The 26245-nt window shown below is 34.9% G+C and carries 25 protein-coding genes; 12 read left to right on the top strand and 13 right to left on the bottom strand.

All coding sequences use genetic code 11. The features are described from left to right. Positions 1 to 15: 15 nt before the first annotated feature. From DMB68_RS06935 to DMB68_RS06925, 3 genes are all read left to right on the top strand, one after another. Positions 16 to 759 carry a hypothetical protein gene (locus tag DMB68_RS06935; RefSeq protein ID WP_110345882.1) on the top strand — a complete coding sequence of 248 codons (744 nt, stop codon included), beginning with the start codon at positions 16 to 18 and terminating at the stop codon, positions 757 to 759. 170 nt (positions 760 to 929) lie between these two features. Beyond that, positions 930 to 2243: a S41 family peptidase gene (locus tag DMB68_RS06930; RefSeq protein WP_231131596.1), complete on the top strand. Its 1314-nt coding sequence runs from the start codon at positions 930 to 932 to the stop codon at positions 2241 to 2243. A gap of 35 nt (positions 2244 to 2278) precedes the next feature. After that, complete coding sequence (locus DMB68_RS06925) at positions 2279 to 2572, top strand: hypothetical protein (RefSeq protein WP_110345880.1); 294 nt, start codon at positions 2279 to 2281, stop codon at positions 2570 to 2572. A 152-nt stretch (positions 2573 to 2724) separates the two neighbouring features. On the opposite strand, the gene DMB68_RS06920 is transcribed toward DMB68_RS06925, so the two are convergent. Together DMB68_RS06920 and DMB68_RS06910 are read right to left on the bottom strand one after the other, a co-directional pair. Next, a complete protein-coding gene (locus DMB68_RS06920) occupies positions 2725 to 4035 on the bottom strand; it encodes a S41 family peptidase (RefSeq protein ID WP_231131594.1) in 1311 nt (436 codons plus the stop codon). A gap of 1291 nt (positions 4036 to 5326) precedes the next feature. Further along, a complete protein-coding gene (locus DMB68_RS06910) occupies positions 5327 to 5740 on the bottom strand; it encodes a winged helix-turn-helix transcriptional regulator (protein WP_110345877.1) in 414 nt (137 codons plus the stop codon). Positions 5741 to 5842: 102 nt separating this feature from the next. Between DMB68_RS06910 and DMB68_RS06905 the strand changes: the two genes are divergently transcribed. From DMB68_RS06905 to DMB68_RS06870, 8 genes are all read left to right on the top strand, one after another. Next, on the top strand, positions 5843 to 6610 hold the full coding sequence (locus DMB68_RS06905) for an SDR family oxidoreductase (protein ID WP_110346385.1): 768 nt from the start codon (positions 5843 to 5845) through the stop codon (positions 6608 to 6610). 91 nt (positions 6611 to 6701) lie between these two features. Further along, on the top strand, positions 6702 to 7319 hold the full coding sequence (locus DMB68_RS06900) for a TetR/AcrR family transcriptional regulator (protein ID WP_110345876.1): 618 nt from the start codon (positions 6702 to 6704) through the stop codon (positions 7317 to 7319). A gap of 56 nt (positions 7320 to 7375) precedes the next feature. After that, entirely contained in the window at positions 7376 to 8707 is a 1332-nt protein-coding gene (locus DMB68_RS06895) for a TolC family protein (RefSeq protein ID WP_110345875.1), read from the top strand. Between the two features lie 11 nt (positions 8708 to 8718). Then, complete coding sequence (locus tag DMB68_RS06890) at positions 8719 to 9804, top strand: efflux RND transporter periplasmic adaptor subunit (RefSeq protein WP_110345874.1); 1086 nt, start codon at positions 8719 to 8721, stop codon at positions 9802 to 9804. An 8-nt stretch (positions 9805 to 9812) separates the two neighbouring features. Then, a complete protein-coding gene (locus tag DMB68_RS06885) occupies positions 9813 to 12863 on the top strand; it encodes an efflux RND transporter permease subunit (protein WP_110345873.1) in 3051 nt (1016 codons plus the stop codon). Between the two features lie 384 nt (positions 12864 to 13247). Continuing rightward, entirely contained in the window at positions 13248 to 14012 is a 765-nt protein-coding gene (locus DMB68_RS06880; RefSeq protein ID WP_110345872.1) for an SDR family NAD(P)-dependent oxidoreductase, read from the top strand. Positions 14013 to 14079: 67 nt separating this feature from the next. Continuing rightward, complete coding sequence (locus tag DMB68_RS06875; protein WP_110345871.1) at positions 14080 to 14517, top strand: ester cyclase; 438 nt, start codon at positions 14080 to 14082, stop codon at positions 14515 to 14517. A 95-nt stretch (positions 14518 to 14612) separates the two neighbouring features. Then, complete coding sequence (locus tag DMB68_RS06870) at positions 14613 to 15524, top strand: helix-turn-helix domain-containing protein (RefSeq protein WP_110345870.1); 912 nt, start codon at positions 14613 to 14615, stop codon at positions 15522 to 15524. Positions 15525 to 15925: 401 nt separating this feature from the next. On the opposite strand, the gene DMB68_RS06865 is transcribed toward DMB68_RS06870, so the two are convergent. The 5 genes from DMB68_RS06865 to DMB68_RS06845 form a co-directional block, all read right to left on the bottom strand. Beyond that, positions 15926 to 16933, bottom strand: a complete 1008-nt coding sequence (locus DMB68_RS06865; RefSeq protein WP_110345869.1) for a zinc-dependent alcohol dehydrogenase family protein — start codon at positions 16931 to 16933, stop codon at positions 15926 to 15928. Positions 16934 to 17073: 140 nt separating this feature from the next. Further along, on the bottom strand, positions 17074 to 17655 hold the full coding sequence (locus tag DMB68_RS06860; protein WP_110345868.1) for a Crp/Fnr family transcriptional regulator: 582 nt from the start codon (positions 17653 to 17655) through the stop codon (positions 17074 to 17076). Between the two features lie 45 nt (positions 17656 to 17700). Continuing rightward, entirely contained in the window at positions 17701 to 18090 is a 390-nt protein-coding gene (locus DMB68_RS06855) for a nuclear transport factor 2 family protein (protein WP_110346384.1), read from the bottom strand. A 65-nt stretch (positions 18091 to 18155) separates the two neighbouring features. Next, the gene (locus DMB68_RS06850; protein WP_196783688.1) at positions 18156 to 18995 is read right to left on the bottom strand and encodes an MBL fold metallo-hydrolase; all 840 of its coding nucleotides are present in this window, start codon (positions 18993 to 18995) and stop codon (positions 18156 to 18158) included. A 139-nt stretch (positions 18996 to 19134) separates the two neighbouring features. Further along, positions 19135 to 19716: a Crp/Fnr family transcriptional regulator gene (locus DMB68_RS06845; protein WP_110346383.1), complete on the bottom strand. Its 582-nt coding sequence runs from the start codon at positions 19714 to 19716 to the stop codon at positions 19135 to 19137. 448 nt (positions 19717 to 20164) lie between these two features. On the opposite strand from DMB68_RS06845, the gene DMB68_RS06840 reads away from it, so the two are divergent. Beyond that, complete coding sequence (locus DMB68_RS06840) at positions 20165 to 20461, top strand: hypothetical protein (protein WP_231131593.1); 297 nt, start codon at positions 20165 to 20167, stop codon at positions 20459 to 20461. Positions 20462 to 20722: 261 nt separating this feature from the next. Here DMB68_RS06840 and DMB68_RS06835 read toward each other — a convergent pair whose 3' ends face one another. The 6 genes from DMB68_RS06835 to DMB68_RS06810 all read right to left on the bottom strand — a co-directional run bounded on the left by DMB68_RS06835 (position 20723) and on the right by DMB68_RS06810 (position 26125). Next, positions 20723 to 21067, bottom strand: coding sequence for a hypothetical protein (locus tag DMB68_RS06835; RefSeq protein ID WP_110345866.1), 345 nt, complete (start codon positions 21065 to 21067; stop codon positions 20723 to 20725). 144 nt (positions 21068 to 21211) lie between these two features. Continuing rightward, positions 21212 to 22009 carry a hypothetical protein gene (locus DMB68_RS06830; RefSeq protein ID WP_110345865.1) on the bottom strand — a complete coding sequence of 266 codons (798 nt, stop codon included), beginning with the start codon at positions 22007 to 22009 and terminating at the stop codon, positions 21212 to 21214. Positions 22010 to 22169: 160 nt separating this feature from the next. Next, the gene (locus tag DMB68_RS06825; RefSeq protein ID WP_110345864.1) at positions 22170 to 22757 is read right to left on the bottom strand and encodes a hypothetical protein; all 588 of its coding nucleotides are present in this window, start codon (positions 22755 to 22757) and stop codon (positions 22170 to 22172) included. A gap of 77 nt (positions 22758 to 22834) precedes the next feature. Continuing rightward, entirely contained in the window at positions 22835 to 23500 is a 666-nt protein-coding gene (locus DMB68_RS06820; RefSeq protein ID WP_110345863.1) for a hypothetical protein, read from the bottom strand. 149 nt (positions 23501 to 23649) lie between these two features. Beyond that, a complete protein-coding gene (locus DMB68_RS06815) occupies positions 23650 to 24525 on the bottom strand; it encodes a helix-turn-helix domain-containing protein (protein ID WP_110345862.1) in 876 nt (291 codons plus the stop codon). A gap of 238 nt (positions 24526 to 24763) precedes the next feature. Further along, on the bottom strand, positions 24764 to 26125 hold the full coding sequence (locus DMB68_RS06810; RefSeq protein ID WP_110345861.1) for a glycoside hydrolase family 43 protein: 1362 nt from the start codon (positions 26123 to 26125) through the stop codon (positions 24764 to 24766). Between the last annotated feature and the right edge of the window lie 120 nt (positions 26126 to 26245).

Raw genomic sequence — 26245 nt, 5'->3', positions numbered from 1 at the left:
AATAAATATCTACATATGAAAAAAGCAAGAGCTTTACTACTCGCCTTGTTAGTAGTCACAACATCCTGCGAAAGTGAACTTACCAATGAATTTGACGTAGCGCAAAAACCTGTAAAGGTTAATATAAAAGGTTTTTCTACTCCCGATGCAGTAGAAATCAGGTTAAATGGTAAGCCAGTAATCATTAATGACAATAGTTTCTATACCCAAAATATCGAAACAACCCTCAACTTTGTGCTGGATAAAGGCGAAAAAAATCCCTTAGCTATTTACAACCACGAAACGGGCTCTCAAATCGCGACCTATGAAATTAATTATGACAATATTGTAGACTATGAGAATTTCTATTTTTTCAATTTACCTGATATTTTTCTCGAAGTCTATGCCGTAAAACCTACTATAAATTTAGGTAAAGTGGGCTTTAAGTTTCTTTTTGCCAATTTAGGAGAATTTTCAGGTACTCAACTTGAAAGTGTAAAAGGAGTGCTAAAAAGAGAAAACGGAGTGGTACTTGCCACATTTGAAAACATTGGGAAAAATGATTTTTCTGAATTCAAGATTTACAATTTTTTCAGCAATACAGCACCCGTATTTTTAGAGCTTTACAAACCGGGTACTACAGAACCTTATACCGGCACAAGCCCCATAAAAGTACAAATCATTCAAACCTATGGCGTCAATATGATTGTGCTGCAGGAAAAACAAGAGAACGGAACAGTAGTGGTAAAAGGAGATATCGATATTGCAGATTACCTGTAATAATTGATTTTCAGATAAATCTATGAATTTTTTAAAAACCTCATACGTTTAACCCGTCTCCTAAAAGATGCTCCAACTGCTGTAAAATCCGACATTAATTTGAAAAGTTATTTTTAAACCCAAAATAAAGGATGAAGAAGTCAATTTTAATTCTCCTGTTTGCAAGTATTTTGTTTGCCTGCCAAGCCAATGACGATATTCCTGTAACCTATGAAGAAGGTACAAATGAGTATGTAAACGATTGGATTTACACACAAATGAAACGCTATTATTATTGGAACGAAAGGATGCCTGGCAAGGGCAATTTATCGTTCCCCCCGAAGGAGTATTTTGAATCTTTAGTAAATAAGAATGATCGTTTTTCCTATGCGATCCACACTTCTTCAGCGGAAACATTTCCTCAAAGCCTCCAGAATTCATTTGGCTTTGATCTTTCTTTTATTGAACACGAAGGACAGGTATATGGTGTAGTGATGTATGTACTTTCGAATTCACCAGCAGAGAGAAATGGGCTTGAGCGTGGACAGTTAATAACCGCTATTGGCGGAACGGCTTTAAGCCAGAGAAATTATAATAACCTTTATCAAAATTTGTTAGCTACTAAGGATGTTACGTTACAGGTAGTTTCCTATTCTGAAAAATCAGAGTTTACAGCTCCTAAACAGATTACTATTAGTCAGGGGTTTACTTTTTTGCAGCCTGTCCTCAGCCAGGTGATTCACTACCAGAATCATAAAGTGGGCTATATTGAAATACCGCATTTTAATGTTGGTCTCTCGCAGTCGCTACTAAATGCGTTTCAGGAATTTAAGAATCAGTCTATTAACGAAGTTGTCGTTGATTTAAGGTATAATGGCGGTGGCGATGTTTCATCGGCTACAGCACTTAGCATACTTTTAGCTCCCAACATACAATCTGCTAATCAGTTCATCCGGTTTAAGGGAAATTCCAACGGCGGAGAAGTGAACCAGACCTTTAAAGAATCACTGGAAATGAATGAATCCAAAGTCAGCTTTGAGGCACTTAGGGCTGCCCATCCACAAATTCAGAGAGTTTATATTTTGTGCGGCAAACATACTGCATCGGCTTCTGAAATAATAATCAACAACCTAAAACCGTTTATGGAAGTGATAACCATTGGAGAAAAAACCTTGGGTAAAGATGTTGCCAATTTCCCGATTGAGGACGACAGAATTGTTGGTGCACAGGCGAGATGGGTTTTATACCCTGCAATCTATAAACTATTTAATGCTAATGGGGAAGGCAACTATGCTACCGGGATACAGCCAACAATTATGCTAGAGGAGTTTCAGGTATTAGAAATATTCCCTTTAGGAAATACAAATGAAATATTGTTGAAACGAGCCTTAGGTTCTATTTCCGGAAATGGGCGCAGTATGAACAGCAAGACCATACAAACTCTTCAAAAACAACAGTCTAACGTAGTGTCTGAACCACTGATAATTAAGAAAATAGGGTATTAGACGATTTTTTTAATTATTAAAAAACGCAAAATAGAGTGCAGGGAATTGATGCAAAAGAGCATAAGAATATGCTGGAGGCCTTTCGCAGGTTTGAGGAATTATCCTCTGTAATTAAAGATAAAATCACCATTGATGAAGAAATCAAAACCCGTGAAGGGATGGAGGAGCTGAGAGACAATTACCAACACTTCAAGTATCTGCTTTCCGAGCTTGAAACGTGTATAAAAGGGTATGAAAAGAAGAGAAAATCAGTGCAGAGCGTTCTGTATAAAAGTATTCGCAAGATGAATTCGGAAATAAAAAAAAATCCTGCTAAAGAAGCAAAATAAATAAGACATTAGCAAAGCGAATAAAAAATATAAAGCCTTTAGAATACTAAAGGCTTTATATTTTTTATTTTAAATTGAGTTCAAGTGGTATGCTTTTCTCTTGTATAATACTTAATTACAAAATGGATTATTATTTCACTTGATATAACAAATTATAAATGAATCTGCAAAAAGGGATCTGCATCAATACAATTCTTATTCAACAGTAACTTTTTAACCGTTGAATGCTTTTTTTGCCTGAAGTTTTTTTCTCCACTCAAAGCCTGATTCAGTAAAGTTTCACGTACATCACCCAAAGGAAAAATCTCGATTTCCTGTAATTCATTTAATTCAACAGTAGGACTTATGCCTAATGCATAATTACCTTCATTGTTGGCATTAAATAATTTGTAAATTACAGGACACAAAACCCAGCCTTTTTTATCTGCCAGCCTGTTATCTTCAATGGCAAATCCTGCAGCGTCCTTTCCTGTTGTTTTTTCACCAATCGAAATTACATTCATAAAGGGCTTTAAATTATTCAGGATTATTTCGGAGGCTGATGCTGTATGATTACCGCACAAAACATACAATTCCTGAATCGAAGGATGAGCATTTCTTAATGATTCAAAACTTACCTGCGATTCATTCATTTCTAAAGCTTCCTTAAACGTTTGATTTACCAAACCGCCGTTTTTATTTCCTCTTAATTTAATAAATACATCATCTGATTTGATATTTGGTGCCAAAATTACACTTAAGGCTGTAGCCGATGAGACATCACCACCGCCGTTATGCCTTAAATCAACTATAACTTTGGAGACAGACTGCTCCTGAAATTCTTTGAAAATCTGAAGAAAAGTGGCTGCAAGTCCAGCATCAAAATGAGAGATTTCTATGTATCCCACCTTTTGGTTGTTATAAACGATAACCTCATGTTTTACAGGGTGAGAAAAAGTAAAACTACGTATTAGTCCAATATTTTTTACTTCTGAAAAACCCGTTGCTGAAGAATATTCTGTTAATTCTAATTGTACGCTGCCTGAAGAAGCTAAATCGAGATATAAATTTTCGAAATTCTGATAATGTATTGTAGTGCCGTTAATACTTTTTATAAACTGCCCTCTTTTCAGTCCGCTTTTTTCGGCTGGTGAATCGGTTAGTACAAATAAAACAACGCCAAAAGCCTGTCCGTTGTACTCCAAAAACGAAATATCAAATCCGTATGCACTTCTGATACTTTTGGGAGATCTTTCAGAGTCAGCAGGATTTATGCTGTAAGAAAAATGATCATCTGTGTTTAATAATTTTCCTAAATAATCTTTCGGATCTGTCGATAAATTTGTAAAAACAGGCAAGTCTTCATTCCAATAATAGTATTTTCTCATTTGTTCATTAATCCACATATTTGTGTACTGATTATTTTCTTTATCATATGATACAGGGCTATCATCATTTTGACAGGAGTTAAAGAGAAGAACCATACTACATAAAAGTATTCTGGATAGAAATAAACATTTTTTCATTCACATCAAACTAAAAAATTATACAACCGACAGCACTATTTATTTTAATTCAAGTTTATACTTTAATAGGGAAAAAAAGTCAGGAAAATTGATTGTTCTTCAACATCTGAAGAAAACGTTTGTATTCTGCTTTTTAAGATTAGGTGTTATTTAATGTATTGAATTTCAGAATATTGAATTTGTGAAAAAACAATGCATCTCAAATATAGTGAAAAAATATCTAAGATTTTTATAGATTACAAGTTCTTTTAATTGCAAATCACAATTTAAATTTGGAGTTGGAGAAAACAAAAAATATCTGATTTAAAAAATAGTTGCACTTAGTTTAATTTCTTTGCTTATATATTAAAATAAGTTATTTAATTACTACAATTCTTCTACTTGAATTTAAATATATGTATTAGTAAATACTATTAAATTATTTTTTTTAATAAATAAATGCTATTTAATTTAACCTTCATAATTTAAGTTTAAGCCATTTTTATTTTTTTTGTATGTTACGAATCATTTTTTTTATTATTTTCGATCTTAAGTCCTTATTTCGTTTTTTGTGTATTTCAAAATAAAATAGTATCATTTTTCATCTGGTCTGGCCTTAATGTATTTAAAACAAATTTTAGAATAAAAGACAAGGCACTTAAAAAGCGCTATCGTCTGCGAAAGAATAGTAGAATTCAGGGGTTATGATCAATGGATCCAGAAGTTTGATATCAGAAGTTCTCTGGTCATCTTAACTTTATGTGTTGGTTTTTAGTGCTGCCGAGTAGGTATGCTGACAGAGATTCATCGGATAAAAGAAGTCTAATTGGTTTAATTTATCCCTAAAATTTCATTATCCAAGAAAATAAAATACAAACTGCTAAATGAACAAAATTATTGAGTCTATTTGCTTGTTTAACAATTAATTAAGTGTAAAAAAAAACGGAACAAAAGATGATTTTTATCTTTTGTCACGTAAAGTGACCTCGACTGGACAAATTACAACATCTTTTTTGGATGATTTGAAGAGATTGGCTTACTATATGTAGTGTATGTCTTTCATTGGTTTTATAAATTTGGTTTGGATGTTCTATTGGGGATTGAAGGAAATGTATCTTCAAAAAACAAATCGCTAACCTCTTTTATTAAAACCGCCTTAGCTTGTGTGACAAAATTGGAGGCAGTTCTACACCTGCAGGGGCGTGTTTTGTCATGCACATTCCAGCCCAAATTTATCGTGGCAAAAAAAGTAGTAGCTATGTAATCTATACTATAGATTTGATTCAAGTTCTTTAAAAGCATTTTTAATAAATCCTTCTTTATCAGCATTCATTTGTGCCAGCAATTCTTTTCTTTTTTCAGGAATGTCGGTATACTTTTCTGCCCAAAGATTAATTTCAACAATTATTGGAATTAAATCCATTCCTTTCTGTGTCAATTGATATAATACTTTGGCTTTACTGTCGGGATGCTCCAGTTTCTTAATAATTCCGTTCTCTTCTAATGAAAGCAGCCGGGCAGCCAAAATGTTAGTTGCGATCTTCTCATCGGATTTTGCCAATTCGCCATAGGTGCATTTTTTTTTAAGCATTAAATCTCTTACAATCAACAGCGACCACTTGTCACCAAAGGCTTCAAGTGAAAAACTTACCGGGCAGTCTGATCTCTTTTTTTGAGTTTTCATAAAATAAATTTAAAATAACTTGCTTTTTGCAAGTAAATATATTTATATTTGCACTTGCATTTCGCAAGCAAATATAGAGATAATAAACTAAAAAGAAAAATTATGGAATTAAAAGGTAAGACAATTTTGATTACAGGTGGATCTGCCGGAATCGGATTAGAGGCTGCAAAACAATTCATTACAGAAGGCGCTAAAGTAATTATTACAGGAAGAGATCAGAAAAAATTAGATCTTGCAAAAAAAATGCATCCATCCATTACCACCATTAAAAGTGATGCGTCCAGCCGGGAAGCTGCGGTTGCTTTGTACAATCAAATTAATGAAATGGGTGGTATCGATATACTTTATAACAATGCCGGAATTATGAATGGCCAGGATAATTTAGGTTTCAGTAATTCAAAACATTTTGAAAAAGCTGCCATGGAAATTAATACTAACTACTTAGGAGTTATTCTCTTAAATGATCTTTTTCTGGATATGCTTAAAAACAGACAAGAAGCAGCTATTATCAATACATCATCGATATTGAGTTACACGCCGTCTAATCTTGTACCGACTTATTCAGCATCAAAAGCTGCGGTACGTTTTTATACAGAAGCATTACGAGATCATTTACAGATAATTGGAAGCAGAATAAAAATATTTGAATTATTGCCTCCGTTGGTAAAAACAAATATGTCTGAGGGAATGGAAGGTAAATCGATAACACCAGATGTGCTAATTGATGCTTTGATAAAAGGATTAAAAAACAATACTTACACTATTCGTGTTGGCGATACAAAAGCGATTTATCTGTTAAATAGATTTTTACCAAAGTTAGCTTACAAGTTATTGAATCATAAAGGCATTACGGCCAGATTGCAATCTTAATTGGTATAAAAATATTTAATTGAATAAAAAATGAACGACGTTCATTTTATTTTATATCTTTGTCTGCAGCGAGCCTTGAATAAAAATAAGTATGAGTACAATTGATAGAAAAGCAAAAGAAAAAGAAGCTTTAAAAGCCCTGATATTAAAAGGTGCTAAAAAGCTTTTTGTTGAAAAAGGAATTGAACAGACTACCATAAGAAACATTGCTGAAGAAATTAACTACAGTGTAGGCACTGTTTATGTTTATTTTAAAGATAAAAATGATATTCTCCATGATCTCCATACAATAGGTTTTCAGGAATTAGATAGCTATTTTATGGAGTTATATACTATAGAAGATCCGAAGGAAAGATTAAAGAAAATGGGATTTACCTATATCAAGTTTGCCATCGAAAATTCTGAAATGTACGATTTGATGTTTAATCTAAAAGCTCCAATAGAATTCCTGAAAGACTCCGAGAATGAAGATTGGGACGAAGGATGTACAGCATTTGGATTAGTTAAAAAAACTATTGAAGAATGTATTAACAAAGGTTATTTTAAAGGCCATAGTGTAGAGCCGTTGGCATTTATGGTTTGGAGTTTGGTACATGGTATGTGCTGTCTGGAAATTCACCAGAGAATTAAAAATGTAAATTTTACGAATCCCGATACCATTTTGTATGACGGATACAATGAATATTTAAAAATGATAGAAAAGCTTTAAAAATTTTTTTGCCCAAAAAAATGAACAACGTTCAAATAATAAACAACGTACAATAAATGAAAATTAAACTAACTTTTGCAATACTCTGTCTAGGATATTTAGGGTATGCACAGAACAAGCTGGAAAGTTATATACAGACTGGCTTAAAAAATAACGAAGTAATCAGGCAGCATAATTTTGACATCAATAAAAGTATGTATGCCTTAAAAGAAGCACGAGCTTTATTTTATCCAACAGTTTCCTTAAACGGAAGTTACACCAAAGCAGATGGCGGAAGGACAATCGATATTCCGATTGGAGATATGCTGAATCCGGTGTACAGAACTTTAAATCAGATTACCAATTCTAACGCTTTTCCAATGTTAGAAAATCAGTCGGTCTTGATAAATCCGGATAATTTTTATGATGCTAAAATTCATACCACGATGCCATTGCTGAATTTTGAAATTATTTATAATAAAAGAATAAAAAACCAGCAGACGACGCTTCAAAAAATAGAACTCGAAATCTACCAAAGAGAGTTAGTAAAGGAAATTAAAATTGCCTATTACAAATACCTGCAGTCGGTTGAAGGTATTAAGATTTATGAAGATGCCCTGGCTTTGGTAAAAGAAAACCAAAGGGTAAATCAGGCTTTATTTAAAAATGAAAAAATAAACCGCACTGCCGTTTTACGAAGTGATAATGAGGTAATTCGCATTCAGGCCAATTTAGAAACCGCCCGGCAAACCAGTAATAATGCCAGATCATATTTTAATTTTTTATTGAATCAAAAACTTGATACTACTATAGAAATAGAGGAAAATGAAGTTCCGCCTATCGGAGCTATGGCAGAAAATACTCAAAATAGGGAAGAGTTGCAAAAGCTCACTCAGGCAAAAGAAATAAACGAAAATGTAAGCAAACTAACCAACTCGTATTGGCTGCCAAAAGTAAGTGGTTTTGCCGATTTCGGAGCTCAGGATTTTGATTTTGAAGCAGATAAAAACTCACGCTACTATTTTGCCGGAGTGGGGCTGGAGTGGAATATCTTTTCGGGCAACAAAAACAAATGGAAGCTGAAACAAGTTGAAGAAGACAGTAAAAAAATCATTTCACAAACTGATAATGTAAAACACCAGTTACTGCTTCAGTTTCAGGTTTCACAGAACAATCTAAAATCGGCTTTAGAGCAATTCAATGCTGATAAAAATCAAAAACAGTCGGCCAAAAAATACAATGACGACATTACCAAATTATACAAGGAAGGTCAGGCAATATATATAGAACTGCTGGATGCACAGAACCAATGGGTAAATGCGCAGCTTAACACTAATATTTCGCTTTATAACTCCTGGATTGCTTTTGCAGAATTAGAAAGAGCCAACGCCACTTTTACTTTTAACTAAAAACAAAAAACATGAAATTAACGATTCACAAATATCTAAAAAAACATATCGCAGCCTCCAAAAAAGGGTTGATTATATTGCTTGCTTTAACACTTTTTTACGCTTGTAAAGAAGAAAAAAAGGAAAATTCGCCCTTTGAAAGCGCAGATGTCATCCCGATTAAAACAGCTCCGGTCGAATCTTTTGCTCTTAACAATACCATAAGCGCATCAGGTTTAGTAACAACAGAAAATCAGGCAAATTACGGATTTAAAATAGGAGGGATCATCAATCGTATTTATGTGGAAGAAGGTCGGTTTTTTAAGAAAGGGCAGCTTTTGGCATCATTAGACGAAACAGAGATAAATGCCGGATTGAACCAAACAGATTTAAATCTAAAAAAATACGAGCGTGATTATAAACGAGCAAGCAATTTGTACAAAGACAGTGTGTATACATTAGAACAGCTTCAGAATACCAAAACGGGTCTTGACATTGCTAAAAAGCAGAAAGATGCAGTGGCTTTTAATGCACGTTATTCTAAAATTTATGCTGCTGCAGATGGTTTTGTTTCGAAAAAAATAGCAAACGAAGGAGAAGTAGTTGGCGCAGGATCGCCAATTCTGGCTATAAATGAAACCAGCCAAAACAATAATTATCTGCTAAAAGTAGGATTGACAGACAAAGAATGGGCCGCGGTAAAAGTAGGGCAGAAAGCCACTGTGACGCTTGACGGTTATCCTGATGAAAAATTCGATGCCTTTATTTTTAGAAAATCTCAGGCGGCAGATGCGGCATTGGGCTCCTTTCAAGTCGAATTAAAACTGAGCCTTAAAAAAAGCAAACCAGCGGTGGGAATGTTTGGAAAAGCCGAAATAAAGGCAGAACAATCAGAAGATTTCATCATCATTCCGTACAATTCACTCATTGAAGCTGACGGAAACAAAGCGTTTGTTTTTATCGTGGAAAACAACAAAGTAAAACGCCAGCCCGTGACCATTAATAAATTTGAGAACAATAAAGTATTCATAAAAGAAGGTCTTCAGAAAACAGATCAGATTGTGATCTCCAACAGTGCTTATCTCAACGAACAATCAACTATCAAGATCATTAAATAATCAGTATTATGAAAATAACAAACTTTGCTGTTAAAAATTATCAGTTTACGCTGATTATATTTCTGCTGGTTGCTGTGGTAGGGTATCTTACGCTGTTTACCATGCCGAGAGCAGAAGATCCTTCAACGCATCCGCCGCAATATTTAATTACAGTCATTTATCCCGGGACAAGTCCGAAGGATATGGAGGAGCAGGTTGTAAAACCAATCGAGAATAAAATTTACGGACTCGAAAACATCGAAAAAATACTAACCACGGTAGAAGACGGTGTTGCTGCTTTTCAGGTAAAATTTAAATACGGAGTAGATGTTGACAATAAATATCAGGAGATTTCCACGGAAATGAATGCGCTTAAAAACAGCGAACTTCCAAAAGATATTTATCAGATAAAAACCGAAAAAATTGCATCTTCTGATGTGAAAATCCTTCAGGTAGCATTGGTTTCAGAAAATGCATCAGACAAAAAACTGCGTGATGAAGCGGATAAGCTTAAATCTAAGATTGAGAAAATTACCAATCTGAAAGATGTAAAATATGCTGGAATTCCCGAGCAGGAAATTCGTATTGATTTACAGCTTGAAAAGTTGGCCCAATTAAAAATTCCGTTAAATGTAGTCATGGCAAGCCTGCAGAGTGAAGCGGCCGATATTCCGGGAGGAAGCATTGATTTAGGCAGTAAAGTATTTAATGTAAAAACCAGCGGTAAATTTAAAAATGCGGATGATGTATCCAATACAGTAATTTACAATGCTAACGGTAAAATAATCTATATGAAAGATGTAGCCGAAGTAGGCTACAAGTCGCAGGTTGTCGATCATATTACCCGTATCAACGGACACCGATGTGTACTGGTTACAGCTGGTATGAAAGACAATGTAAACATTACAGATGTGCAGAAAGAATTCCTGCCAATTGTAGATGAATTTTCTAAAGAATTACCCTCAAACATCAAATTAGTAAAAAACTTCGATCAGGCGAATATGGTATCGCAGCGTCTGGGACATTTAGGTTTTGATTTTACGCTGGCAATTGTTTTGGTAATTGTGACATTACTTCCATTAGGTTTAAGAGCTTCGGGAATTGTGATGATTTCCATTCCGTTATCCCTCGCATTGGGATTAATTGCAATGAATGCTTTTGGCTTTTCTTTAAATCAGTTAAGTATTGTTGGTCTTGTGGTAGCTTTAGGATTGTTGGTGGATGACAGTATTGTGGTAGTCGAAAACATAGAGCGATGGCTGCGGGAAGGACATTCTAAAATGGATGCAGTCCTTAAAGGCACCAAACAAATCGGAATTGCCGTTGTAGGCTGTACTGCAACACTTATAATTGCATTTTTACCGCTGGCTTTCCTGCCGGATGTTTCGGGAGAATTTATCAGAAGTCTTCCAATGGCAGTTATTACCAGTGTACTGGCATCGATGATTGTCGCTTTGACTTTGGTGCCGTTTTTGGGAAGCCGATTTTTAAAAACGCACGATCATGCGGGAGGAAATATTTTTCTTCAGTATCTGCAAAAATTCCTGACCAGAGCGTATCGTGATATTATGCCCAAAGCATTAAAATATCCTAGAACAACTATTGCTATTTCTATAGTTTTAAGTATCACTGCTTTTGGATTGTTTAAAGTAACGGGTTTTAAATTATTTCCAACTTCAGAAAAACCGATGTTTCTGATCAATATAAAAATGCCCCTTCAGGCCAATATTTCAGAAAGTGACCGTGTGACCAAAATTGTAGAAGCAGAGCTTAAAAATCATAAGGAAATTGTGTATTACACTTCGAACGTTGGTAAGGGAAATCCGCAGATTTATTACAATGTGCATCCCCAGGACAGAAAACCCGATTTTGCGCAGATTTTTGTCCAGCTCGAAGATGAAGCTAAACCATCAGAGAAAACAGCTTTGATTGAAGAACTTCGAAATAAATTTAAAATGATGCCTTACGCAAAAGTGGAGGTAAAAGATTTTGAACAGGGAACACCATTAGAAGCTAATATTGTCGTAAGATTATTTGGTGAAGATCAGGAAGTGTTACGTAAGCTTTCTTCGCAGGTAGAGACTATTCTTAGAAATCAGGAAGGAACCGTGTATATCAACAATGAGCTGAATACTTATAAAACAGATCTTAAAGTTAAAATCAATAAAGAAAAAGCCAGAACACTGGGAGTACTGACAAGCGATGTGGATAAGGTAATCCGTCTTTCGGTAGCTGGATTAACGGTCGGCGATTATATAGATGACAGAGGAGATGCCAGAAATGTTACACTGACATTGCCCCGAGATAAATTTTCGAACCTAGATGCTTTGAAAAACCTGTACGTAAATAACCTTCAGGGAACCCCGATTGCACTAAACCAGATTGCTGAAATTTCGTTTGAAACTTCTCCAACTGCAATTAATCATTTTAATAAATCACGCTTTTCAAAAGTAACCGCTTTATCGGCAAAAGGGTATTATGCCAATGATTTATTGACACACATAGTTCCAAAACTGGATCAATTGAAAATGCCAAAAGGATATTACTATAAATTATCAGGTGAAAAAGAATCCGAAGGTGATGCGCTGGGCGGTAACTTTCTGGCCGTAATCATTTTAAGCACTTTTTTGTTTGTGGCGGTTTTACTGCTGCAGTTTAAGACTTTCAAAGGAATTATTATTGTATTATCTATTATTCCGCTGGGGATTTTAGGCGGCGTGCTATTATTGCTTCTCAATGGAAGTCCGATGTCTTTGGTTGCTATAATTGGTTTTATTGGTCTCTCGGGAATTCAGGTAAAGAACTCTTTGCTGCTGGTAGATTTTACCAATCAGCTGAGACAGGAAGGACATTCGATCGATGAAGCTATTACAATTGCAGGGGAAACGCGTTTTCTGCCTGTAGTGCTGACTTCAATTACTGCAATTTGTGGTTTAATTCCGATTGCATTAAACTCAAATCCTTTGATCGCACCATTGGCCATTGTCTTAATTGGCGGTTTAATCAGCTCTACAATATTATCACGAATTGTAACGCCGGTGATGTATAAATTGATTCCTCCTAGTATCGAAAAGATGTAAGAAGAGAGAAAAGATTATTTTTAAAGCCGGCAGTTTGTTTTTGACTGCTGGCTTTTTTACAAATTAAATAGGTGTAACCAGACATTTTTTCAGAGTGGGATTACCAAAAAATAAAAGAAAAACGAGTCAAATTTATTGGTTATAGTGAAGAATATAAAAAAAATGGTGCCAATTGTCTTCAATTGGCGCCGGATGGGACAAATTTCAACATTTTTTATGGATGATTTGAGGAAATTGGCTTACCATATTTGAATGTCGTTCTTGCCACTAAAGTTGTCGGTAATTCCATTTTACCAGTTTTGGCTACTTAAATTATGGTTTTGGCTAAATTTTCTTTCCTGTATCTGCGCAAATTTGCAACATAATAACACTAAAATAATCATTATGTCATCGCAAAGTAAAATTGCATTAGTAACAGGAGGAAGCCGCGGTCTTGGAAAAGATATGGCGATCAATCTTGCTAAAAACGGATTGGATATAGTTTTAACCTATAACACTCAAAAGGAAACAGCAGAAAATGTTGTAAAACAAATTCATGATCTCGGACAAAAGGCTGTCGCTATAAAATTAGACGTCTCAGATTTTTCCAGTTTTAATTTGTTTGAAAAAAATCTTAAAGACCAATTAACTAATTATTTCAACTTAGATGGTATTGATTATCTGATCAATAATGCAGGTTTTATTCACTATGCAAATTTTGATGCTATCACTGAAACTCAATTTACAGAAATGGAAAATGTACATCTTAAAGGTCCATTTTTCCTTACTCAAAAATTATTGCCATTATTAAGATCTTACGGAGGAATTGTAAATGTTTCTTCAGGATTAACCCGTTTTGCCACGCCGGGATTTGCAGCTTATGCAGCACTAAAAGGAGCAATGGAGACATTGACAAAATATCAGGCAAAAGAACTTGGTGCAAGAAACATAAGAGTAAATGTTATTGCTCCCGGTGCTATCGAAACAGATATTATGGGCGGTGCGGTACGTGACAATTTAGAAATGAACCAATACCTGGCCTCGCAAACGGCTCTTGGAAGAGTTGGACTACCCGAGGATATTGGGGGAGTGGTAGCCTTTTTATGCAGCGATGCCGGCGGGTGGATCAATGCGCAGCGTATAGAAATTTCAGGAGGTTCAAATTTATAATCAAGCTTAAAAATAGTTAACGTATAGTTGATAAGCTGAATTTTACATACAATTAGAAGAATATAAAATGGAAAAAGAAGATAATGGAGTTGTAAAAGCTCTGACGAAACAGGAAATAGATACCATTGAAAGGTTTTATGCAGCATGGAAACTTAAAAAGCCAGAAGTACTGGATGAAATTTGCATTCCCGACTGGAAAGATATTCCACTCGCACCACAACAAGAAGATAACCCAAGAGGACTGCAGGCAATTATGAAATTTTTGTTCGAATTATGTCCTGATATAGAAATTGTAATTCATGAGATATTTGGAAGCCACGAGCGTGCAGCTGTAAGAGCCTCAATGCAATTTACGCATGTAAAGGAAATCATGGGAATTCCTCCAACGAATAAGAAAGTAACAATAGCACTGCATGAATTTCATTATTTGAAAAATGGCAAACTTACCCATACCTGGCATTTAGAAGACTGGTTTGGTCTTTTGATGCAGAGCAAAGAAGAATAAAAAATCAAATAGCATATTCGTATAATAATTTTTGAATATACTTTTAAAAAAATTCATCTGAATTGAGAGTGTCAAAAAAATGTAAATTTGTATCTATGGAAGTAATTAGAATAAAAAGCATCACAGATTATCATAGGTTTAGAGGTCTTCCAAAGCCCGAACATCCCTTAATAAGCCTGGTCGATTATGCACAGGTAAAATTTCCAGATGATCAAAATACGGTCAACATTGTGATGGATTTTTATTCTATTGCTTTAAAACGGGATATTGGAGCCAAGCTTTATTATGGCCAGCAGGTTTACGATTTTGACGAAGGTATAATGTCATTTATAGCACCTGGGCAGGTTTTGCGGCTGGAGCAGGATCCTGATTCATTACATAAAGGCGCAGGGTATTTATTGCAAATTCACCCGGACTTTTTATGGAATTCAGCATTAGCGAAAAACATAAAAAGCTACACGTTTTTTGATTATTCAATTAATGAAGCACTATTTCTTTCTGAAAAAGAGGAAAATATCATTTTAAATATTTTTGAAAATATAAGAGAAGAATACCACATCAATATTGATAGATTTACGCAGGATTTAATAATTGCGCAGATAGAATTGCTGCTCAAATATTGCGACAGATATTACAATCGCCAATTTCTTACCAGAAAAATCAGCAGTCATCAAATACTATCAAAAGTTGAAGAATTTTTGAATAATTATTTTCATGATAAAAACCGTGACGAAATAAATCTTCTTTCTGTCCAGACTGTTGCTGATAATATGAATGTTTCTTCAGATTATTTAAGCAATTTACTGAAGCTTCATACTGGTCAGAATACGCAGCAGCATATTCACAATAAACTCATAGAAAAAGCGAAAGAAAAACTTTCTACTACTAGTTTGTCAATTAGTGAAATTGCCTATGAGCTGGGATTCGAACACCTTCAGAGCTTTAGTAAATTGTTCAAAAACAAAACAAATGAAACACCTTTACAGTTCAGAGCTAAGTTTAATTAATCCTTTTATATTTTAAGTGTTTTTAAAATTCTCTATTTAAATTAAAAAAAACAAAGCAGTATTAAAGAAGAATCGGAAGCTAAAAATGAAAATAAAAGAAAAATGATTCAAAGTTAGCGTATTTATAGAGTAAAACAATAAATGGCGCCAATTGTCTTCAATTGGGCCTTTTGGCTGTGGTGATCTCAAATGGACAAATACCGATCCATTTTATGGGAGATTTAAAGAGATTGGTATCTATATCTAGTATCTGTCTTCATTGGTTTTGTGAATTTGAATTTGATTTCCCTTTGGCGATCGAATGAAAATGACGCATCAAAAAAACAAAATCGTAACTCTTTTTTATTAAAACCGTCTTAGTTTTTTGTGGCAGAAAAGAAATCCGCTCCATGTTTAATTTTCTATATATTCACTACAATTTTTCCAAATTGCTGGTTGGATTCCAAATAGTTATGAGAAGCAACGATGTCATTAATATTAAAAACTTTATCGATAACAGGTTTCAATTTTTCTTCGGCTAACCCTTTGTCAATAAAAGTTATGGCTTGTATTAAAATTTCCATATTACCCATTACTTCAATAGCTGAATAACCTCTAATAGTTGGGGTTTTCATCAAAACATCAAATGCTGGAAAACTGGCAGATTCGTGACTCAATGCGCCATAAACAAATACTTTTCCATTTTCTGCAACAGAACTTAAAAGGTTACTGAATTTAGCACCGACAACAGGATCTAAAATTAAATGCGCACCTACATTTTCTGTGATTTTTAAAACTTCAGCTGCTATATCTTGTTCAGCTGTTACGATTACGTGAGCTGCACCCGCTTTTAATAAAGCTTCCTTTTTCTTTGACGAAGTAGTTAAAGCAATTGCAATTCCTCCAGCATAATTAGTCATTTGAATGGCTGCCAATCCTGCACTGCTCGAAGCAGCATTAATTACGACAAATTGTCCCGCTTTTAATTGTCCCGAATGTACCACCATACCATACACTGTTAAATAACTTGTCCAAACAGATGCTGCTTCATCAAAAGATAAATTCGACTGATATTTATGTACTGCATAGGCTGGCATATTAATATATTCGCCATAAGAAGCATAGTTGTGTAAAGAAAAACCCGGAACAACATTCACTAAATCACCAACTGCCAAATGCGAAACTTCGGCACCAACTGCTTCAATAATTCCTGCGGCTTCATAGCCCAATTGAGCTGGAAATATAGGATTTTCGATATACATTCCCTGACGGTACATCGCATCTGCTCTGTTAATTCCAATTGATTTAACCTGAATTCTTACTTCGTGAGCTTCAGGATAAGACACTTCTACCTGTTCAACTTTCAATACTTCTGGAGTTCCAGCTTGGTGAAAAACTACTGTTTTAGACATTTTTGATAAATCACTCATTGTTTTATTTTTTATAATTTTTTAATTGATTTTGATAAGGCAAAGTTGCATCAAAGACAAGCCTTACAACAATGAGATATGATAAAAAAAACCGTTGACATTTGTCAACGGTTTCTATAATTTAAAACTTAAAATAGAGTTTATTTCGTTCCTTGGTTTCTAATTCGGCTCAATGTTTCTTTAGTAATCCCCAAATAAGAAGCGATAAGATGTTGTGGAAACCGCTGAATAAACTGTTGATGATGAGCTGCAAATTCTTCATAGCGTTTTTCAGCCGTGTTGCTGATGGTAGAACTTAATCTGCGTTGGCTGGCAATAGCATTTCTTTCATCCATTAAACGTATCATCTGTGCCATTGCAGGTATTTTGTTCATCAAATCCAGCATTTCAGCTCTTGTAATAATAAGAAGTTCGGTGTCTTCCCAAGCATCAATATTATAAAAAGAAGGTGTAAGCATTGTTGAACTCTCGCGATCGTTTGCCCAATAATTTTCAATAAAAAGATGTACGATATGTTCTGCACCTTTATCATCAACACTGTATTGGCGCATAGCCCCTTTTACAATAAAACCAGCATATTTACATACATCCCCTTCCTGCAAAAAATATTGCTTTTTTCTTAGCTTTTTGGGTTGAAAAGTCGCAACAATTAAGGCTTGCTCTTCACTTGTAAGCGGTAAGTTTGCATATTGGCTGATATAGGCTATTAATTTTGCGTGCATTGGTCTTATGATTCATTAAAACAATGCAAGGTATAAAAAAACACTTTATTTCAAAGCATCATTTACAGTCTGACTATCTACAAATTGTTCAAAACTGATAATTTTACTATCCTTCAATTTCCAAACATGTGCTACTCTCGCGGTGAATGGTCTGCCTGTAATTTTATAAGTTCCTGTGTAAGTTCCGTAAGCGACGACTTTATCATTGCTGGCAAGGTAATCTTCAGGAGTAAATTTATAATCTATCCATTCGCTTGCTAATCGGCTGAAAACGTTTTTGGTTATATTTTCTAATCCAATGTAGGTTCCTGCATACGGAAAGCCTTTAGCTTCTGTCCACGAAATATCTTCGGCAGCATATTTAGCGAGATTTTTACCATTTTCCTCCGAAGTTTTTCCTTCGTAGGTGCTTTTAATTATTTCAAGATTTGTCATTGTCTTTTCATTTAAAGAACAGCCTGACAATATAAAAAGTGCTGTCAGACTGTAAAGAGTATATTTTACCATTTCATTTCTCCAGTATTTACTTTTGCACCGATCTGCAAGGCAGTTTCAAAAGTAAGTGTTGGATATTTTGTTTTCAAAGCTTTAATTAAGGCTTCTGATGTTTTATTGGTTTTCAAAGCTTCTTCGTAGAATTGAATGTAACTTTTGGTATGATTTACAGCAGCAATATCAAATGGAGAATTGGAATTAGCATGAGCCGGAATTACAATTTCAGGTTTCAATGCCGAGATTTTATCTAAAACGTCAATCCAGTTTTTACGGGCTTCCGGAGTTTGTGCATCCGCCATCCAAAGATGGAAACTAGTTCCAAAAACATTGATTCCGCCCACAACTGCTTTGATAGAAGGAATCCATACAAAAGTCTTGTTCGGAAATTCTTCCAAACCAATGATTTCTAATTTCTGATCTTCCAGTTCAATACTGTTTCCTTTTAAAACCTGCGGCAAAACAACATTTGAAGTAATGGCTTTACCCAATCGTTCACCCCAGACGTCTAATTTTTTTTGAGCCGTAGCCTTAATTGCTTCTACAGAAGCAGGTGAGGCATACGCCACTACATCCGGGAAATATTTTTTAAAAATCTCCAATCCAAAATAGTAATCAGGATCTGCGTGGGAAATATAAATTGTGGTTAATTTTTTTCCGCCTGCTTTAATTTCCTGCGCAACTTTTTCGGCATCCCCCAAAGTAAATTGGGCGTCAATCAAAACCGCATCTGTTTTTCCCAATACGATTACAGATGCTACGCCAAAGCTGTTTTCTGATGCGTTGTAAATTTGAAATTTAAAATCTTTAGTTTCAATTGTTTTGAAACTCTGTGCTTGTGATTCCATATTAAATAAAATTAAAATTGTTATAAATACTGTCGAGATAGTGTGTTTCATTTCTTGTGCTGTTTTAGATTAACACTGCAAAGATGAAACGATATGCGATATCAAAACATTAAACTAGTTTAATAAATAAAGGGAAATCTTATTTTTTTACAGCAATTTTCTTTCGAATATTACTTAGAAAAACATTGGTAATTCCCAAATAGGCACCTATTTGGATGTTAGAAAGGCGCTGGAGAAGCTGTGGGTATTTTTCTGTAAATTCTATATAACGGGATTCAGCCGTTTTACTCAAATTATCAATCATTCTTCGTTGAAGGGCAACGTGCGTTTTTTGGGTCATAACCCGAAATAGTTTTTCAATTTGAGGTAAATTAGCATAAGCAAACTCTTTATCCTTTTTAGAAATTAGAAGCACTTCGCTGTCTTCAAGCGCTTCTATGAAAAGTTGTGAAGGGGTCTCGGCCGTAAAACTGTCAATATCGGTAATCCACCAATTTTCAATTGCAAAATAGAGTATCTGCTCAAAACCATTTTTGTCAATATGATAGACACGAAACAGCCCTTTGGTGACAAAGCCTTCAAATTTACAAATCTCGCCTTCTCTGAGTAAAAAGCTCTTTTTTGGAATTAACTTTTGTTCAAACAAAGCGCAAAACTGTTGGGTTTCATTTGCTGAAAGAGAAATATGTTTAGCGATATTTTGTTTTAAAAGTACTGTCATTTGCAATATGCAGGTCATTAATTAAAGAATTAAAATTAATTAAATATTTTCAAAAAACAGCATCATGCTTTTATGCAGATTTACCTGCCTGCAAATATTGGGTTTTTGGCAGAATTAGAATAAAATTTAGAACATTGTAATGGTTTAAAATCGAGCTGCTTATCTCAATTTAATTTATAACTTTTAAAATCAAGCAGCTGTGGAGGTTTTTTTAATTGATCAGATTAAGAAAGTATCAGGAATTGCCGGAATCCAATTGGAGTGCCCGTTATTGTCAATTGTATATCATATTGTTTTTTAGGAGCTTTTCCCGCTATGCGCTGCAATCTTTTGCGCCGAACCACGGCAAAAAAGGATTTCCGCTTCTATCGGGGCTGAAAGGGCAGTGTTATTTGTACTGTTTTGCTGTAATTTTAAAATTAAAAGCTTAATAGAACAGCCACTTGACTTGAGTGTTCAGGAAAACCTTATAAAGCTAGGCGAAGCCTTTGATAGTGCGACTTTAGCTGATTGTATAGAATTAATTGGTTTAATTTTTCCCGAAAATTTCACATTTAAAGAAAAGAAAATCCGCACCGCCCGAATCAATGAAATGGTTAACTGCATCTATTTGGTAAACAATATATTACTGAAAAAAAACGGGACAAAAGATGATATTTTTCTTTTGTCCCGAGTAGTGACCTCCACGGGACAAATTTCTATAAATTTTATGGAAGATTTGAAGATATTGGCTTACTATGTGTAGACGCTGTCTTTCATTTGCTTTATGAATTTGGTTTGGATGTCCTGTTGGGGATAGATTGAAAAATCTTTATGATTTCACAAATCAAGCTTAAGGAAAAAATTATTAGATCTTTTATAGACAGCCTTAAGGTTTTGTGGAAATAGAGGCATTCCATTGTGCAATCAGATATTTTAATACAAAAAATAACTTTAAGATTATTTTTTTTGAGAAAATAATTATGGTAAAAAAGATAACTAGAAATAGAAAGAAACCATTTTTCATTTACCAAGTGTTTTGCAAAACGATTTCTCCAACTGATTCGTTTTTATTTCCAACTGTTTTTATGATGCTGTACCTGGTATAATTTTCAACTGTAATTTCAATAAGATAAGTTTCTGAATTAAGGTTTTTTATTAAAAACTCTCCATTATCATCTCTGAATTTAAAATCATGAATTAATTTTTTTTGCTTTGTAAAAACATTAAGTTCGAAAACCTTAATCGAAAACGATTCAATAGGGCTAAAGCCATTATCTACAATCCTTCCCCAGATGGTAAAATTTTCCTTCAGTGATGGAGTAGCAAAAAGGTGACTAGAAAGCAAAATAATTAAAAGTATTCTTTTCATCATAATAGTATAGGGACTAAAGCTGTTAATAAAGAGTTTTATAAGAGAGTGAAACTCTGTCCGCCACATATTGCAAGTACAAAATTAGCTTGAGGAAAAAAACTAAATCTCACTTGCTTTCTGCCATTGTGCTATTCTGCTTTCTCAATTTCTGAATGCTGAGATTTTAAAATTAGAAACCAAGACCTTAGCGTCATTTTTATATTCCCATGGAGCGGTTATAAAGAAGTTTTTAGCTGCGCCAAGACTAAATAAAACGGTATCGGCAAGCTTTGTATTATTCAGATATACAGCCATCGTGTCTCCATCAATAGTTAAGGCAACATGCAAAGGCTGGTTAAGGTCCTGAGCAAGATCATACGTAGTATTGACAAATTTTTGTGGATTGCTGCTACCGATATTGACCTGATTGGCGTCATAATAGTGCAGTTCTACATATGACCCCACATTGCTGGTATACTCACGGGCACTATTATCTGTTGCAAAACCAAAGGACATGGGCGAAATATCGGTAATCTTATCTCCCGATGCCAGTATGTCAAATTCTACAGTAAATCGCTTTGGATACTTGAGCCCCTTTGAAAGCTTGAAGGTTGCTTTATCCTGCAAAACCATCCATTTTCCTTTCTGTCCGGCTACAATGGCCACAATCGCAGCACCGTTTGTCTTAAAACTCCCGGCGGAGGCACCTGCTTTATATTTCGAAAAATCTTCATCAAAAATCAGCGTATCTCCTTTATGAAAATCCCCAGAAGCAATGACAGTCCGTCCAGAATTTTTATGGCTTTTTGTGGACCTTTTATTATCTGTCTCTTTTTCAATTACTTCCCCAGCTTTATCCTTTACTTTTTGAAGCAGGCCATCTAGCTGGGCGCTGGCAGAACTTCCGGCCAATAAGATAATTACAATAAGAAGTTTTATAAGCGATTTATATTTTAGCATGATTATAGGTTTGATCTTAGTAAATAAATTGTGAGGCAGAAATTATTAGTGTGACTCTACTTTAACAATCTCGCGATATCCTACTTCAACAATTCTTCAATTCGATCCCGATTTTTTAGCATTGTTTCTATGAATTGTTTGACTGCACTCTATGGCACTTTTATGGATTTACCAGCTGATCATAAGGAAGATTGAATGAACCATTAGTGATTATCCTGGTTTCTCCTTGCTGGTTTTGAAGGGTTCCCGCCATTGTTCCTTTAATGCCTTCTTTGCTGATCGCTTCTATAGTTACCTTAAATGGCGAGTCATGCCAGGATGTATTATATACATTCGTTCCCTCGGAAGTCTGGATAGCATAGCGTACTATCAAGCGCCCATCTGTGGGACTAATATAATCGCCGGGTTCGATATTCCCACCGTTATACCATATTTCAAAATCAAGAGAAGGAGGCAATGGTCCATTAAAAGTATATGAAGTTTCATCAGCTCCAACTACGACATGTTCCCATATGTTATCAGTACCGCCATCGCCTTGAAATTTTGCGGAATGGTAATTTATTTCACGGCCATCAACGGTAGCCTTAAAATAATAGTCAGATGTATTGCCGCCCCCTTCGTAATTGGAACAGGCAGAAAAAATCAAAGCAATCAGTGCCAGCAATAGTATAGTATAAACGATTTTTAAACTTTCTCGAGCAGTTTCTGATTCCTGCAATAAAACATTGTTCATGATTGATTTTCTCATAAGTATAAATTTATTTATAGATTAGAACACAAAATTAGCAGATGGATTTACCAAGAGATACAGGTTTAGTAATGGTTTTATTTTTTATAATTTATCTTAATGATCTTAAAGTCTCCTCCGCTGCTATCTGCTGTAAATAGCCCTATTTTTCCCGATGTTCGATTGTTTAGTTTTTCAACCATCAGCGAAGGGTCGGTTGCATTGTTTATATATGCTTTAACAGTTGTTCTGTCAATTACTAATTTCATGATAAACCAATCATTAGCGTTTGGTGGATTGATGATTTCTTTCTCAAAAACCGCATTCCTTTCCTTTCTTAATTTTTCCCAGGTAAAATCGGGATGCGAGATGTATTGCACAGCATGAATTCTCCGAACAGAATCTTTAGCAAAAAAATTGAAAGGACGACAATAAACAGCATCATAATTAATATCATCGACACCATGAAAGGCAATCCCAATAAAACTTCGTTGAAAAACGTCTTTTCCACGCATTTCAATTTCAATTGTACCATTTTTAAAGTCCCGATCAGGCAGCCATACAATACCTTCCTTTTTACTTTCCAATATTTTTAGATAAGCTCCACTATCACTCGAAACGATTTTGATTTCTCTATTTACTGATTTTAGCTTTCCTTTTTTGTACAGGCTCGCGAGTTCGAGGGTTTGTTGTCGTTGGCCGAATAAAAAGCAGGGGAGTAATATCAAAGTGAAAATAGAGCTAAATTTGATTTGCTTTTTCATTGAGATGCTATTTTAATTGTCTGCTAGTTTAAGTGTTCTACTGAGAATAGACCATATTTACTAGTGATTTCGATAAGGATGCTTGCTGTCTTTTTTATAATATTTTCATGTACAAATATATCATACATGTAAAATAGAATAGTTACCAGTTAGATAACAGAACTACCATTTTGATAAGCATTTCTGAATTCTTTTGGTGAGATTCCTGTTTGCGCCTTGAAGAAACGCGTTAAATGATTTGCCTGGGAGAATTGCAATAGATATGAAATTTCATTTATATTCAGCTTCGTATAAGACAGCAGAGACTTTATCTCAAAGAGAATAAATTCATTTACCATTTCAGAAACGGTAACCCCGAACTGCTTTTTGATGCATTTATTTAGTGTTACTCTGCTGATACCTAACTGTTGCGCATAATAGTCGATATTTCTTATTTTACGGACTTCATTTTGCAGAATCTCTTTAAACATAAATGCAATGCTATTATTTTCTGTTTCTGAAGACAAAAGGTAATGCTCTGCATAGGCTCGATTGAGTTTGATCAATATAAAGTATAACAATGCTCTTATAATATGTTCGCTATCTGATCTAAATGTTTTGATCTCACTAAGCAGCTCCTGAATTATATCCGTTAACTGTTTAAAGAAGTCATCATTAACCTTTAGATAGAGCGGTTTGGTTTTGTTGTAGAAAAACTGCAGCCTGAAAGAGAAGAGTTTATCTGAGAAGAAATTAGACAGAAAGCTGTCCTGGAAAAAGAGGAAATAACATTCGATCTTAGTCTTGTCCAAAAACCATCTTCTTTTTTGAAATGGAGAAATAAAAACGACTGTATTATCTGAAATTTCTATTCTTTGCTGATCAAGTTCTAAATAACCGTTTCCTTTAGAAAAAAATATAAGTTCATAAAAATCCGTATGATGAAGTTCACTTTCAAAAAAATAAAATGGAATGTCTTTATAAGTGCCTATATCTATTAGGAGCTCAACATTATACTTATTTTTTAAGAATTTAAATGTCTTCATTGTTAACGTATTTTTGCATTATTTAGATGCGGATATATAAATTGGGAGAAAGTTAATCATCTCATTTTACTAACTACCATCGATACAAATCCAATGCAAGCCGGTAAAAATAGTTATTTAAACCCAAATTATGCGATAAGTTTGCATTCCCAGTTTGCACCTATCCAGGTTTTGAGAGCAACTATCCATAAATCCACGTTTTTTATCCCAGAAGCAAAACCGAGAAATTCATCGTAACTTATTTGGTGAACTTCCACCAGTCGTAATCAAAAAGGCCTTTGCTCGCTCTCTTAAAAACAAAGTATAGATCATGTATGCCTACGTGTTTTTTTACGGTACAAGACTGGCTTACCCATTTGCCTCCGGTAGTTTTGATTTTTAAGACACCTAATAAGGCGCCCGTGGGGCTGTCAAGATGGATTTCAATTGCAGCATCCGGTGACACACTGGCAATACTGGCCTCAAATTTTCTTGCGCCTTTGCCAAAATCCACTGCCTGAATTTTTATGTAATCACCGTTATCAATATCTGTAACATACATCCCATTTACACCTTTGATGGTTTTGAGTCCCTGGCTCCAGGCAATCGTTTCAGCCTCTGTACGTATAAAAGGATTTAATACGCCCGCTGGTTTCACGCCGGTTTCAGACCACCAGAGCAATTTAGGTATAGTTCCGTCAGTATTGTACTGAAATTCTTCTACACAGACAGAGCGCCTTTCGTGGTGCTTATCGGTAATCATGAAATTTAAACGGAAATTGAAGCCAAAAAGATAGGATTTTCCTTTATAATCTATAATTCCCGGATGATTCCCGCTTGATCTGCTGTCCCCGTCCATTATACTTCCCTTATATTCCCAAGGACCTGTTGGCGATTTACTCATGGAATATCCTATTCCCTCAGGACAGCAGGTAGAGGCAAAAGCCATATAATACAGATTATTCCTTTTATAAAACCAGGGACCCTCTTCATATTGTGTTGCCCTTTTTTGATGTCCGTCCCGTTTACCAAATTCCGCTATGGTCATTTGTTCAGCCACTATGTCTCCTTTAAAGGAAATCATATATTCGCTTAGCTTAACATGATATACTTTAGGATTTCCCCAGTATAAATAAGCCTGTTTGTCATCATCGATATAAACTGAAGGATCTATATCATCCATACTGTTTTTAATCAGGGGTTTTCCAAGCGGGTCCTTAAATGGCCCGTACGGGCTGTCCGCTACCAGAACCCCTATACCAATCATATGGATAGGGCAGTAGAGATAAAACTTCCCGTTGCGTTCAATACACTGCGGAGCCCAGGCGCCGTTGTCCTGCTTTCCCCAGTTAAAATCTTTTAATGAAGCTACCACTCCGTGATCGGTCCAGTTGACCATGTCTACAGAGGTGTAAAGCAGCCAGTCTTTCATCAGGAATTTACCCATGCCCGGGCCGGCATCTTCCTCATCATGACTAACATATAAGAAAACCGTATCCTTATAGACAAATGGAGCCGGATCGGCAGTATATTTAGTTTGAATAATGGGATTTTGAGCTTTGCACAAAAAGGACACCGATATAAAAAATAGCGTACTAAAAAATAAAGTATATTTTTTCATCGTTTTACAAATACATTTCATCATAAATGATTATTAAAGTTGTTTTAATAAGTGGACCCCACTTGACTTCTATTTTAAAGCCAATTTCCTTGACGTATTAAAACGATTTCATATACCAAT

This window comes from Flavobacterium hydrophilum, assembly GCF_003202405.1.
GTDB lineage: Bacteria > Bacteroidota > Bacteroidia > Flavobacteriales > Flavobacteriaceae > Flavobacterium > Flavobacterium hydrophilum.
Note: the sequence above shows the minus strand (reverse complement) of the source record. Positions and strands in the feature narration are given on the sequence as shown.